Source organism: Flavobacterium sp. Root420 (assembly GCF_001427905.1).
Classification (GTDB): domain Bacteria; phylum Bacteroidota; class Bacteroidia; order Flavobacteriales; family Flavobacteriaceae; genus Flavobacterium.
In genome coordinates, this window is sequence record NZ_LMEF01000003.1 from 89445 (window position 1) to 105122 (window position 15678).

At 35.8% G+C, this 15678-nt stretch carries 7 protein-coding genes; all 7 read left to right on the forward strand.

Annotation, left to right across the window (positions count from 1 at the left end):
* Positions 1-12: 12 nt before the first annotated feature.
* The 7 genes from ASC72_RS04760 to ASC72_RS04790 all read left to right on the forward strand — a co-directional run bounded on the left by ASC72_RS04760 (position 13) and on the right by ASC72_RS04790 (position 15601).
* Positions 13-1920 carry a glycoside hydrolase family 97 protein gene (locus tag ASC72_RS04760; RefSeq protein ID WP_056187602.1) on the forward strand — a complete coding sequence of 636 codons (1908 nt, stop codon included), beginning with the start codon at positions 13-15 and terminating at the stop codon, positions 1918-1920.
* Between the two features lie 132 nt (positions 1921-2052).
* A complete protein-coding gene (locus ASC72_RS04765; RefSeq protein WP_056187605.1) occupies positions 2053-3855 on the forward strand; it encodes a glycoside hydrolase family 2 protein in 1803 nt (600 codons plus the stop codon).
* Entirely contained in the window at positions 3852-5642 is a 1791-nt protein-coding gene (locus tag ASC72_RS24205) for an alpha/beta hydrolase-fold protein (RefSeq protein WP_198528480.1), read from the forward strand. The genes ASC72_RS04765 and ASC72_RS24205 overlap by 4 nt, the downstream gene beginning before the upstream one ends.
* Before the next feature lie 98 nt (positions 5643-5740).
* Positions 5741-7822, forward strand: coding sequence for a beta-galactosidase (locus tag ASC72_RS04775; RefSeq protein WP_056187608.1), 2082 nt, complete (start codon positions 5741-5743; stop codon positions 7820-7822).
* 36 nt (positions 7823-7858) lie between these two features.
* Complete coding sequence (locus ASC72_RS04780) at positions 7859-8521, forward strand: hypothetical protein (RefSeq protein ID WP_056187611.1); 663 nt, start codon at positions 7859-7861, stop codon at positions 8519-8521.
* A 373-nt stretch (positions 8522-8894) separates the two neighbouring features.
* On the forward strand, positions 8895-11195 hold the full coding sequence (bglX, locus tag ASC72_RS04785; RefSeq protein WP_056187614.1) for a beta-glucosidase BglX: 2301 nt from the start codon (positions 8895-8897) through the stop codon (positions 11193-11195).
* Between the two features lie 248 nt (positions 11196-11443).
* A complete protein-coding gene (locus ASC72_RS04790; RefSeq protein WP_056187617.1) occupies positions 11444-15601 on the forward strand; it encodes a two-component regulator propeller domain-containing protein in 4158 nt (1385 codons plus the stop codon).
* Positions 15602-15678: the final 77 nt, after the last annotated feature.

Consider the following 15678-nt stretch of genomic DNA (forward strand, 5'->3'; position numbering starts at 1 on the left):
CATAAAAAAGCAATGAAACGCACCATCCCTTTTCTATTTTTTATTTTAAGTTCATTTATTATAAATGCACAGGAAATAATTTCGCCTAACGGAAAAATAAAAGTTATTTTGAATGTACCCGATAAAAATGCTGTACACCATCTTTCTTTTAATGTATCGTATAAAATTGAAAACAAGTTTGTAGAAGTATTACCCGATTCTAAATTGGGTATTAATCGTACCGATGAGCAGTTTACTGACAATCTTCATTTTGTTGCAGCGTCAAAATCGGTTTCAGTTCATGATACCTACAAAATGGTTTGTGGCAAACGTCAGCTTTGTGAAAATTCAGGTACAGAAAAGACTTTCAGTTTTCAAAATTCCAATCAGCAGCCAATGAATATTGTTTTTCGGGTTTATAATGATGGTGTTGCCTTTCGTTATGTTTTTCCAAATCATTTAGATTCAAAGGTTGCTATTATTAATGAAGCCACAACTTATGTTTTACCGGATAATACATCTTCCTGGATGCAGCCTTATGATATTTCGTATGAAAAATTTTTCCCATTAAACAAAATGGATTCAACTAGTAACAAAGAGCAGGAATGGGGGTTTCCGGCTTTGTACAAAGTGAATGATCAGCCAGTTTGGGCGCTGATCTCTGAAGCGAATATAACAGAGAATAATTGTGCTGCAAAATTATCAAACCTTAAAAAAACGAACCAATATCAGGTTACGTATCCTTCTGCGCGTGATAATTTTCAGCAGACTGGTGTTAAGACCACATTACCATGGAATTCCCATTGGCATACACTTATCATTGGAAAATTGTCTGATATTGTAGAATCCACTTTGATTTCAGATGTAAGTGATCCCAACCAGTTAAAAGACACCGAATGGATTAAACCTGGTGCGGTTTCGTGGATTTACTGGGCAAATAATCATGGTTCAAAAGATTATAAAAAGGTAGTTGAATATGTTGATTTAGGGGTGGAAATGAATTGGCCGTATGTACTGATCGATTGGGAATGGGATGTAATGAATAATGGAGGAAATATAACCGATGCGGTAAACTATGCAAAGAGTAAAGGAATAAAACCATTGATGTGGTATAATTCCGGTACAATATGGCTTGACCCGACACCAAATGATCGTTTACTTACAGCTGAAAAACGTGCCAAAGAATTTTCATGGCTCAATAAAATAGGGGTCTATGGAATCAAGGTTGATTTTTTTGCCGGTGACCAGCAAGATATGATGACTTATTACATTGACATTCTTAAAGATGCAGCCAAATATCATTTATTAGTAAATTTTCATGGAGCAACAGTCCCACGTGGCTGGGCGCGTACTTTTCCCAACCTCATGACAACAGAAGCGGTATATGGTGCCGAATGGTACAACAATAATGAGGTCTTAACTGACAAAGCCGCAGTTCATAATACGACACTTCCGTTTACACGAAATGTAATTGGCTCCATGGATTATACTCCGGTTACCTTTTCAGATTCACAACATCCACATATAACATCTTATGCACATGAGCTGGCTTTGTCGGTTGTATTTGAATCAGGGCTTCAGCACTTTGCCGATAGACCCTCAGCCTATGAATCTTTACCGGCAGAACCAAAAGAATTTTTAAAACAGGTTCCGGTTGCCTGGGACGATACAAAACTAATTGACGGTTATCCTGGGGGAAAAGTTATTATAGCCCGAAAGAAAGGAAATAAGTGGTATATCGCCGGGTTAAACGGAAAAAACGTACCTCAGACTTTATTGGTAAAGTTTGATTTTATTGATAAAGGAGATTATAGTTTTCAGCTTATCAAAGACGGGAAGGATGTTAAATCTTTTTCTTCAGAAATAATAAAGATTAAAAAAGGAAGTATTGTAAAAATTGAATGTCTTCCAAACGGAGGCTTTGCAGGCATGCTAAAATAATGATTTAATGTGTTTATTATTAAATCATTATAAGTGAAAGATTGCAGAAGTTAAAGAATAGTTGTAATTTTTTAATTTCTAAATACCTACATCAGATTTGTCATCAGCTGATGTTGTTAAAGCAACTAAATTATGAGTAAAATAGCGAAGAATACAGCGTTTAAAAAAGCAGGATTATGGGTTCTGTTCCTATTATTGCCGGGCAATTATATACAGGCCCAAACTGCAATGGTCAATGTTGAGTCCCGACACTTATCAAGTTTGAATGGTGAGTGGCAGGTTATTCTCGATCCTACCAGAATAGGAGAATGGAAACAGGTTTGGCTGGAGAAAAAACCGAAAAGTAAGACCGACTTTGTGGAATATTCCTTTGATGGCGGGCCAATGCTAAAAGTACCTGGCGACTTTAATTCGCAATTACCCGAACTGACTTATTTGGAAGGTATCGTTTGGTACAAAAAGGTATTCCATTACAAATCTACTACTGAAAAAAGGCTATTTCTGCATTTTGGATCTGTAAATTATTTGGCGGACATCTATCTTAACGGTGAAAAAATAGGAAGCCACGAAGGCGGGTTTACTCCTTTTCAGTTTGAAATTACCGACAAAGTAAAAGAAGGACAAAATACCCTAATTGTTAAAGCGGATAACCAGCGTTTACAGAATGGTTTGCCCGGTACAGGATACGACTGGTTCAATTTTGGAGGTATTACCCGTGAGGTTAATTTGATTGAAACCGGCAAAATATTTATAGAAGATTATTCTGTACAGTTAAAAAAAGGAAGTCTGAATAAGGTATTGGGATGGGTTCAGCTTAATGGAAGCAATGTAAAACAAAAGATTAAGCTAAAAATTCCTGAACTCAACAAAACGTATAAAACAGAATCAGATAATAAAGGGCATGCCAGTATAGCGTTTGATTCAAATCTAAAGCTTTGGTCCCCTGAAAATCCTAAGCTTTATAAAGTAATAATTGAAAGTGAAACAGATACCATTGTTGATACCATAGGCTTCAGATGCATAGAAGTGCAAGGGAGTAAAGTGCTGCTTAATAAAAAAGAAATCTTTTTTAAAGGCGTAAATATCCATGAGGAAAATCCGAATAAAGGAACAAGGGCCTATTCAAAAGAGGATGCTTTACTATTATTGAATTCCGCCAAAGAATTGGGCTGTAATCTCGTTCGACTGGCGCATTATCCGCACAATGAAAACATGATTAAAGAAGCGGAGAAATTGGGATTAATGGTGTGGAATGAACTTCCCATCTATCAACATATTCAATTTTCGGACAGCCTTGTGCCAAAAAAAATGGAAACAATGTTAAAAGAAATGATTCATCGAGACAGAAATCGCTGTGGGGTTGTCATCTGGAGTCTTTCAAACGAAACTTATCCGGGTACAGCAAATAGAACTAGTGCCCTTATTGAACTAACCAAAAAATGCAGGGTCCTTGATTCAACACGATTAATCAACCATGTTATTAATACACAATCTTATACTAATAATGCATTCAACGTTTCAGATCCCCTCTATGAATATTCTGATCTGATTTGTATTAATGAATACATCGGCTGGTATATTCCGTGGCAGGGTAAACCATCAGATGTAAAATGGAAATTCGCTTATCCGGATAAGCCGGTATTTATTTCAGAGTTTGGAGCGGAAGCCCTTTATGGAAGTAATGAAGGACCAACAGATGAAGCTTCAGGCTGGACAGAAGAATATCAGAAACAGGTTTATATCGATCAGCTGGAAATGTTTAAGACCATTCCAAACTTATGCGGCATCTCTCCCTGGCTGTTATTTGACTACAAATCATTGGGAAGGATGAATCAGGTATATCAAAAAGGATACAATAGAAAAGGATTATTATCTGAAAAAGGAGAAAAGAAAAAGGCGTGGTATATTATGAATGAATATTATAAAAAAAGATGAGGAATTCAGTTTTAAGACAAACAATCGGGCTACTAATTTTCCTGATTACGGCAAACACTGTTCTTTCTGCTCAAAATAAGATTATTCAAGTATGGAATGGGAAAGTGCCGGGTGAAATTAAAGATCCAAATTATAAGCAAATAGTTGATTCTGCATATTACATAAAACTAAGGAATATTTCAAAACCTACTATTGAAGTTTATCCTGCTTCTGCCGATAATAACTCCGGAACCGCTATGGTGGTATGTCCTGGAGGCGGTTATTACGGTGTATCATTTTTAAGTGAAGGAGTTGAAATAGCAAAATGGTTAAATCAGCTCGGGATTACGGCTGTTGTATTACATTATCGTTTGCCTAATGACGCCATTATGGAAAACAAATCTATAGCACCGCTACAGGATGGACAAGAAGCAATTCGTATCGTAAGACGAAACGCAAAAGAATGGGGTATCGATCCACATAAAATAGGGATAATAGGCTTTTCGGCAGGAGGACATCTAGCGTCTGCTGTTTCAACTCATTTTAATGAAAAAGTATACGATCAGATTGATACTACCAGTGCCCGTCCGGACTTTTCGGTATTAATTTATCCTGTAATTTCCATGGATTCCACGATTACACATGCCGGATCTCGTGAGAATTTATTAGGAAAGCATCCATCACCAGAATTGGTGAAACATTTTTCAAATGAGTTACAGGTAAGTAAGGAAACACCACCAGCTTTTTTAATTCATTCAATAGACGATGGAGCCGTTCCGGTACAAAACAGTATTGATTACGCATTGGCTATGAAAAAACATAATGTTCCCTGTGAACTTCATATTTACCAATCAGGAGGACATGGATACGGACTTGGAAAGTCGAAAAATACAGAATCGACATGGCCACAAGCCTGTCGTAAATGGCTTGAAGCAAGAGGCTATATTGGCGAAAAGGAAGTGCCCAAAGTAGGTTTTGGCGAACCGGCTAAACTAGGTCTTGACGACAAACCTGCATTTGATGATCCGCCGGTTGGCTTTAGAGAGAAACGCGACAATAGAGCACATGGTACCATTACAACTGTTCAATATGACTCAAAAACACTTGGGACACGTCGTGAAATGATGGTTTATACTCCTCCAGGCTATTCTCCTGATAAAAAGTATCCAGTGCTGTATTTACTACACGGACTTAATTCCGGTAACGGTCAATGGCCGTATTGGGTCCATGCCGATTACATAATAGATAATTTGTTAGCCGATGGAAAAATCAAGCCAATGATTATGGTTTTTCCTAATTGTAATACAAACGTGACTGTGGAAAATCCTAAAGCTGATGAACTGGAGGAACGAAAAGGAGGATATAAAGGATATGGTAAATCTTTCGAAAACGATTTGCTTCTTGATATTGTTCCATTCATAGAATCTCATTATTCCGTTTATACCGACCCAAAACATCGCGCACTCGCCGGGTTATCGATGGGGGGTGGTCAATCCCTGAATATAGGACTCTCTCATATCAATACCTTTGCCTATGTTGGTGGATTCTCTTCGGCTCCAAATACCAATGAATTCGGAGGGCTTTCTGAAAATAAGCTTGTACCTGATTTAGCAGCAGTTAAAAAGAGGCTTAAAGTATTATGGCTTGCCTGTGGCAGCAAAGATGGCCTGTTTAGTGTCAGCCAGCGCGTGCACCAATACTTCAAAGAACAAGGAGTGCCACATGTATGGAATGTAGATAGCAATGCCCATGATGATACGGAGTGGGCCAATAATCTGTACCTTTTTATTCAGCATATTTTTAAATAGAGGTAACAGAGAATAGAGAAAAAAATAAATAGTAAGGAAGAAAAGAGTTGGTATTCTTGTTTCAGAGCGATTCCATAACAGCAATAAGTAAAAAAATTATGAAAAATTATTTAATAGCATTTCTACTAATGATTTTCGGAATGACCGCGCAGGCACAAAATGCCAGTCTCTATTTTCCGGATAAAGATCTGGTAACAACCGGTATTTATTACTATCCCGAACAGTGGAACGAAAACCAGTGGGAAAGGGATATTAAAAAAATTGCCGATATGGGTTTTGAGTTTGTTCATTTAGCGGAATTTGCCTGGTATAAAATGGAGCCTGAAGAAGGTAAATTTGATTTTGCATGGCTGGATAAAGTGGTAGATCTGTGTGTAAAAAACAACCTGAAAGTACTAATGTGTACGCCTTCGGCAACTACACCTACATGGATGCGTGTGAATTATCCTGAAACTTTTATTATGGAGAACCACTACATCCGTGCTGAGAATGGCACACGAGGATTAGGTTCGATAACCAATGCTAAATACCGCGCATTTGTTGAAAGAATTGTAACCGAAATGGCGAATCGCTACGGGCATAATAAAAATGTAATTGGATGGCAGCTGGATAACGAACCTCCGGCAATTTCAGATTACAGCCCTTCTTCTCAGGAGGCTTTCAGACAATGGTTAAAAAACAAATATAAAACAGTTGATACTTTAAATGCTGTTTGGGGAACTGCATTCTGGAGCCAATGGTTCAACAGTTTTGATCAGGTTATTATTCCCAATCCCAACTTAGTAGGCTGGTGGGGTAACAACCCTCATGCATTGCTCGATTTTAAACGTTATCAGGCCGATACTCAGGCCGAGTTTCTCGATTTACAGGCCACTATTTTACGAAAGTCTATTCTGGAAGGACAATACATTACTACAAATTACACCGCTATTTGTACTGGTGCAGATCCAAGACGAACAACGAAAATGGATTTTGCGACCTACACTGCCTATCCGAATGGTGGCACTGATAATATTGGCGACCTGGGTTTTCGATTGGGCAATAGTAAGGTCGTTCTTTTTGCGGCCGAGTATTATAAATCAGTAGGGGGTGTTTCCGGAGTAATGGAAATGCAGCCCGGACCGGTTAACTGGGGATCTTACAACCCACTTTTGATGCCGGGTACGGTACGCATGTGGCTGTATCACAGTTTTGCCGCCGGTGGTAAACTTGCCTGTTCGTATCGTTTTCGCCAGGTTTTGTACAGCTCTGAGCAGTACCATGCCGGAGTTATTCAGACTGACGGTGTTACTCCATCAGCGGGAGGAGAGGATTATATACAGTTCATAAAAGAAATCAAAGAGCTTAGAAAACAATACAAACCCAATGCAAAGATGCCTGAAAAACTGGCTGAAAGATCAACAGCTATCCTTTGGAATCTTGAAAATTTCTGGTCTGTAGAGCGACAAAAACAAACTTTTCAGTGGGATACATGGAATTATCCGGTCAAATTTCTTGAAATGACAAAATCACTGGGTGCTCCGACAGCTGTGATTCCGGAAACAGCAGATTTTTCTAAATATAAATTTCTTATTGTTCCGGCTTACGAATTGGCCGATTCGGCATTAATAAAGAAATGGAACGATTATGCAGCAAACGGCGGTCATCTGATCATTACGTGTCGTACGGCCACAAAAAATCGCGCCGGGCACTTCTGGGAAGGGGAGTGGGCTGCTCCGATTTCGGATCTTATCGGGGCGCATGTTAAATCTACAGATATGCTCTCAGGGTCTGCCAAAGGAGATATTTTGATGAAATCATCACACTACAATTGGAACAACTGGGCCGATCTTCTCGAAGCAAATAAAGGCACTGAAGTACTTGCCACTTATGATAACCAGTTCTATAAAGGTAAAGCTGCAGTGGTACAACGCAAAATAGGAAAAGGAACAGTTACCTATATAGGTGTAGATACCGATGACTCAAAACTTGAAAAGGATATTTTAAGAGAGATTTACGCCAAAGCCGGAGCTACTACCGAAGATTACCCTGAAGGAATATATGTTTACTGGCGCGATGGATTTTATATGGCGGTAAATTATTCTTCAGACAATTATACAATGAATGTACCTGTAAATGCTAAAGTACTGGTTGGGGAGAAAACGCTGAAACCGGCTGGTGTGTTGGTTTGGAGTGAATGATGGATATTAAAAAATAAAATGAATTAAATATATGTTATGATTAAAATTGCTATAGACTGTGCTATTTTTTGTTATGATCAAGGTACTCTTAAAGTTCTATTATCAAAGAAAAGCAATTACGCAAATGCCAAATGGGGGATTTTAAGTGGCATGCTTGAGGATAATGAAAGTGCCGATGATGCTGCATGTCGTCTTGCGCAGGAGTATGGAGCGGAAAAAAATATAGTACTGAGACAATTAAGAACTTTTACCGATCCAAATCAGCAGGACTCACAACGAAACATAACGATTGGATATTATGGATTGATAAATATTGATAAATATAAAACAATTTTTGGCAGCAGTCCCTCTTATAAAAGATGGTGGAAAGTTACAGACGTACCAGATTTATTATTTAATCATAAGAAAATTATAGATTTAAGTCTGTATCAAATAGGGAATGCCTTACGTGAATCAGCAGTGGGTTTTGAACTTCTGCCTGAGGAATTTACATTATCTGAGCTTACAAATCTTTATAGAGAAATCCTGGGCGTTGAGGCTAATGAATCGAGTTTTTGCAAAAAAGTTGTACAGAAAAAAATCATAGTACCAGTTATTGATGAGCAAATAAATGCTGAAATTGAAACGGAAAGACGATATAAATTTAATGAAAAGGAGTACGAAAAGTTAGCAATGGAAAAAAAATCTGTCATTTTTTAAATTTCAATAATCTCTTCTTAAATACTCTTTTCGGTGGTATACTTTTATAGTAATGTTGTTAATTGATAGTCGTCTTTTCCTAATTTGTTCAAAATTTTAAACTGCTGTTTTTCAGAATTGCAAAAGGACCTTTAAAAAAAACTGATCTGACGCAATCTTCATTTTTTATAGAAGTAATCACTTTTATTTATTGATTGTAGGTTATGTAAATACATCATTTGTCGCACATAATGCTTCAAATGTTCTATCCTGATGGCATCGGGGAAAACTACATTTACAATCTTGAATTTACTGATTTCATGTAAAATGAACTTGTAAAGTTATATTATCAACTACATGATTCAGCAACGCTACAAAAAACTAAAAAACTATGATGAAAAGACAAATTAGAAAATATGCATTTTTACTGCTAATCGTTGTTGGAAATGGATATGCGCAATCAAAAAAACATCTGGACGCCAATAAACCAATTGAAGACCGGATTTCACTTTTGATGAAAGAAATGACATTAGAAGAAAAGGTAGGGCAAATGAATCAATACAATGGTTCATGGGATGTTACAGGCCCAAAACCAGAATCAGGCTCTAATGAAGAAAAATACAATAATATAAAGAAAGGATTGGTAGGTTCTATGCTGAGCGTAAGAGGCGTTAAAGAAGTAAGAGCCGTACAAAAAATGGCTGTTGAAGAGACGCGCCTCGGGATTCCGTTAATTTTTGGTTTTGATGTTATACATGGTTATAAAACTCTCAGTCCTATCCCGCTGGCAGAAGCGGCAAGTTGGGATTTAGAAGCCATTAAAAATTCGGCGCGTATTGCTGCTGTTGAAGCTTCTGCTTCTGGCTTAAACTGGACTTTTGCTCCTAATGTAGACATCTCCAATGATGCAAGATGGGGGCGAGTAATGGAAGGTGCCGGAGAAGATCCTTATCTGGGCAGCAAAATTGCTACCGCTCGTGTTAAAGGTTTTCAAGGCGAGAGTTTAAGTGCCAATACCGCTATTATTGCTTGTGCCAAACATTTTGCAGGTTATGGTTTTGTAGAAGCAGGCAGAGAATATAATAGTGTGGATATGAGTAATTCTAAGCTGTACAATAGTGTATTACCTCCTTTTAAAGCGGCAGTCGATGCCGGAATTCGCACTTTTATGAATTCATTTAATACGTTGAATGGCGTACCCGCAACTGGAAATAGCTTTTTGCAAAGAGACATTTTAAAAGGAGCCTGGAAATTTAATGGTTTTGTGGTTTCTGATTGGGCTTCTATAGCCGAAATGATTACGCACGGTTACGCAGCAGATGGAGCCGATGCAGCTCAAAAAGCCGCTATTGCTGGTTCTGACATGGATATGGAATCAAATGTATATGTTACAGAATTGGCTCAGCTGGTAAAAAAAGGATTGGTAAAAGAAAGTGTGATCGACGATGCTGTTCGCAGAATTCTTAGAGTAAAATTTGAATTAGGTTTGTTTGACAATCCATACAAATATTGTGATGAAGCCCGTGAAAAATCAAGTATCGGAAACAAGGCCAATAATGATGCTGTTCTGGACATGGCCAAAAAATCAATTGTTTTATTGAAGAATGCTAGTCTGCCGGGGAGGAATGAAAAACTGTTGCCATTAAAAAAAGAAGGAATTAAAATCGCCTTAATTGGTGCTTTGGCTAATGATAAAAACAGTCCGCTAGGAAGTTGGAGAATTGCAGCTGATGATAATACTGCTGTATCAGTTCTTGAAGGAATGCAGCACTATAAGAACAATACGCTAGTTTATGAAAAAGGAACTGATGTGGCTTTAAATAAACAGGCATTTGTTGATGAAGTAAAAATTAACACAACTGATTTTTCCGGATTTGAAGCCGCTAAAGAAGCCGCAAAACAAGCAGAGGTTGTGGTAATGGTTTTAGGGGAAATTGGTTTTCAAAGTGGCGAAGGTCGCAGTAGAACGGAATTGGGACTGCCTGGTAATCAGCAGCAATTATTAGAGGAAGTTTACAAAGTAAATCCTAATATTATTTTGGTTTTAAACAATGGGCGTCCGCTGGCCTTACCGTGGGCAGCAGAACATATTCCTGCTATCGTTGAAGCGTGGCAGTTAGGAACCCAATCCGGAAATGCAATTGCACAGGTTTTGTACGGAGATTACAATCCAAGTGGTAAGCTGACAATGTCATTCCCAAGAAACGTAGGGCAGTGTCCAATTTATTACAATTTGTACAATACCGGACGACCAACCAATAAAGATCAAAACGCTTTTTGGTCACATTATATCGATGTCGAAAAAACACCATTATATCCGTTTGGTTATGGATTAAGCTATACTTCTTTTGAGTATAAAAATCTGAAATTAGCAAAAACTTCCTTCCAGAAAGGAGAAAAAATTGAACTAACTGTTGATGTTACCAATACTGGGAATGTTGACGGAAAAGAAGTAGTTCAGTTGTATATAAATGATGTCGCTGCCAGCGTTGTTAGACCTGTTAAAGAATTAAAAGGTTTTGAACTTATTGCATTAAAAAAAGGAGAAACTAAAACCGTTCAATTTACCCTAACGGATGCGGCACTTGGATTTTATGACAACAATGGTAATTTTTTAACAGAATCCGGTTTGTTTAACGTTATGGTCGGCTGGAATTCTAATGAAGGACTTACTGGTAAATTTGAACTAAAATAAATGCTGAAGAACTTAAAAACAAGAAGATAAGCTTCAAAATTTTAGTTTATTTTTAAGCAATTCATAACCTGAGTACGATTAATCCTTATGAGGTCCTTAATCTGCTCAGGTTTTTAGCAATATGGTAAATCTGGATAAAAAAAGTAAGTGTTCTGTTTAGTTTTATTAATATTGTTTTAGATATGACTCAATAAAATCACTTGTAAATTTTATTTCAAATAAAGTTGATAAAAAATATTAAAATGTAAATGAAAAATATCAAATATATTCTTCTATGCTGCTTTGGGCTAATAAATTGTTTGTTTTCTCAGGATAAATTTGAAAACTACCAATTTAGAAGCATACAGGAAACGACTTCAAAAAGGGCTATTTCTTCTATTATTCAGGATAACAATAGTTTTATTTGGATAGGTACAAACGGCGCAGGTCTATATCGATATGACGGGGTAAATTATTTTGGATACAAACATGATAAAAAACCAGGTTCAGTAAACAGTAACTTTATTTATGCAACTTTTATTGATTCTAAAAATAACTTATGGATTGGTACAGATGAAGGTTTGTGTTTATACAATAGAGATCTGGATAATTTTACTAAAATTAATATTCAGGATGCGATTGTAAAAGGTTATGAACAGCCAATTACGGTCAAAACAATCATTGAAGATAATAACGGCGACCTCATCTTAGGGGCTTATGGTTTTGGAATATTTAAACTTAATATAAAAACATTAAAAGCTTCTTTAGTTCACTCCAGGGTCCTGGAAAAACCAAATTTTTTAATAAAATGTTCGGTAAAAAATAAACAGGGAATTATTTATTTAGGAACCAATTATGGCCTTTTGGAAATCGATCTAAACGGAAAAGTGAAGCAGGTTTATAAAGACAAGTTTAAAAGAGAACCTTTATTAGACGATATAGAAAATCTTGTGATAGATAAATTTGGATATTTATGGCTGGGAACGACTGAAAACGGGTTGATAAAAATTAAACCTGAAACAGATAACTATCAATTTGAGAATTTTTTTATCACCAAAAATAAAATCTTATCTATTATAGAAAGCAGTCACGATTATATACTTTGTGGTACAGAAAATGATGGATTATTAGTTGTAAATTATAAAGGAGAAGTACTGCAAAAATATTTGCACAGTAAATACAATAATTTCAGTTTAAAATCGAATTCCGTTTGGTCCTTGTACGAAGACAAGGAAAAAAGACTCTGGTTAGGCTATTTCAATAAAGGACTTGGTGTATTTGATAAGCCTGATAATAAATTTAATTCACTTGAATCACTTGTGAATAATGATAATTCTTTGCAGACCAGTTATGTAACTTCAGTTATAAAAGATAAAAAAGGCAATCTCTTAATAAGTAATGAAGGAGGGGGACTTGATATTTATAATCTTACTGATAAAAGTTATATCCACGTTAACAAAAATAACCAAAATTACTATTCCGGTCTTGATGCTGTTGATATTCAGACTATATTCATAGATAGTAAACAAAATATCTGGGTAGGAAGCTGGGATCGTGGCATATACTTTTTGAAAAATGGAACTACCAGATTCACAAACTACAATACAGCAAATACACCAGGATTAAAATCGAATCGGATTTTTAGTTTTTCTGAAGATTCAGGAGGCCGAATTTGGATTGGAACTTTCATAAAAGGGCTTCATTATTTTGACAATAAGAACAGCACATTTGTGCATTGTAACACTAAACCCTTTGCAGAAAACGCTTTAGATAAAGCTTTTATTCGTAAAGTTTTTGTAGACTCTGATAATATTTTGTGGGTGGGAACAATCCTGGGACTATATCAGGTAAACTTAAATACGGACTCCGGTTTTAGAGTGATAAATATGAGGGATCAAATGTTCAGGGATAAGACGAAGTATAATAGTATTCAGACCATTTTATCAATTTATGAATCTAATGATAAAAAAATATGGATAGGGACAGATGGTGAAGGACTTTTTAGTTACAATAAAAAAAATAAGATATTTTCTAATTATGATGATTTTCCGGGTTTTGAAGAGAAATCAGTACGGGCTATAATTTCTGATAACAATGGATCTTTATGGATAAGTGGTGGATCCGGATTAACAAAACTCGATTTTAAAAACAAACAAAGCACCAATTTTAATAAAGATGATGGACTTATTGACAACGATTTTAATAATAATGCGGTTTTTAAAGATGGAAATGGCGAGCTGTATTTTGGTGGTTACGAGGGAGTAAACTATTTCAATCCGAATGAAATTAAAAAAGCAGAAAAAGCACCGAGCTTATATTTCAGTGATTTCAAATTATTCAACAAATCCGTAAAACCAAATGAAGACGGCTCACCGTTAACCAAGGTAATTTCACAGACAAAAGAAATTACGCTCAATCATGCACAATCCGTTTTTACGATCGAATATGTGGGCATTAACTACAATTATTCTAAAAAAAACAAATATGCCTACTACCTTGAAGGTTTTGAAAAAGACTGGAATTACGTAGGGAATAACAGAACAGCTACCTACACCAATCTGGAGCCCGGTAATTATGTATTTAAAGTAAAATCGGCCAATGCAGATGGTTCCTGGAGCAATGTTCAGTTAGAACTAAAAATAAAAATCCTGCCGCCTTGGTGGAAAACCTTTTGGGCCTATTTAATATACGCCTCTATTTTAGTTTTCCTGATTATATATTTCAACAAGATTTATCAAAATCGTTTTAAAGCCAGACAGTCCATAATTTTAGAAAGAGAAAAAACGATTCAGCTAGAGAAATTAAATAATAAGAAATTACAGTTTTTCACTAATATTTCGCATGAATTCAGAACACCACTAACTCTGATTATTAACCCTCTGGAAGATATTTTAAGAAGTAAGAATGTATCTCGTGAAATACATAATAAATTAAAAATCGTACACAAAAGCTCAGACAGGCTTTCAAGGCTTATCAATGAGCTCATGGATTTTAATAAATTAGAGTTTAACAAAGTTTTCCTTCAGGTTAAAAAAATTGAAGTGATCGCATTTGTAAAAGAAATTATAGGCTATTTTGATGAGGAAGCTGCTGCGAGAAACATAACTATCGATTTTGAATCATCACTTGAGGAGCTTGAAGATTGGTTAGATCCTAAGATGCTGGAAAAAATAATATTTAACATCATTTCAAATGCTTTCAAATTTACCCCCGATGACGGCTTTATTGCTATTGCTGTAGATAAATTAGATCATGATAATGCATTGATAATAAATGGAAATAAAATTCCATCCTTTTCAATAACAATTACAGATACAGGTTCAGGAATCCACAAAGAAGATTTGAAAAGAATTTTTGATCGGTTTTATCAGGTTAATAACCTCAATAAAGATTACTACGGAAGCACAGGAATTGGCTTAGAAGTGGTCAAAGAATTTGTGGAGCTGCATAAAGGAAGGATTGATGTTGAAAGTAAACCGGGAGAAGGAACAAAATTCATGGTAACATTTCCTTTAGGTAAATCTTTTTATAAGGAAAATGAAATAGTAGATGAGATTTTTGAGCTAGAAAAAAACAAAAATAAATTCTTCTTTGAATCGAATAAAAAGCAAACGGATGATGAAGAGATTACTAATGAGCCAGCGATAGAGATTATAGAAGAAGATACTGCAAAAGCATATACTGTTTTGATTGTGGAGGATAATCTTGAATTAAGGAATTATCTAAAACAGGAACTAAGTAAATTATATAAAGTCATTACAGCCGAAAATGGTAAAAAAGGCTACGAACTTGCCGTTCAGAAACTACCGGATATCATAATTACCGATGTTATTATGCCAGTAATGGATGGTTTGCAATTCTGTAAAAATATAAAAGGAGATTTAAAAACAAGTCATATTCCGTTATTAATGCTCTCTGCAAAAGCAATGGTAAATGACAGGCTTGAAGGAATAGATTCTGGTGCTGATATGTATTTGAGCAAACCATTTGAATTGGATATTTTAAAATCCAGTCTCGCGCAGCTTATTACAAGCAGGCAAATCATGTTTAAGAAATTTTACACAGGTATTACAAAAGACGGGAAAGAAAAAACAACCTCTTTAGACAATGATTTCATTCAAAAAATTCTTCATTTTATTAATGAAAACCTGAGTGAATCTGACTTAAGTGTAGAGTTGCTTTCTTCTAAAGTTTTTCTGAGCAGGAGTCAATTGTATCGAAAAATAAAAACACTAACGGGTGTATCGGTAAATGAGTTTATTAGAAATGTACGATTAGAAAAAGCAAAGCAATTGCTTGAACAAGGCAATAAAAATGTTAATATCAATGAGATTAGTTATAAAGTAGGATTTACAACGCCTTCCTATTTCGCCAAATGTTATAAAATTAAATACGGGCACCTTCCTCATCAAAAGAGTAAAGAGTAAAGAGTAAAGAGTAAAGAGTAAAGAGTAAAGAGTAAAGAGTAAAGAGTAAAGAGTAAAGAGTAAAGAGTAAAGAGTAA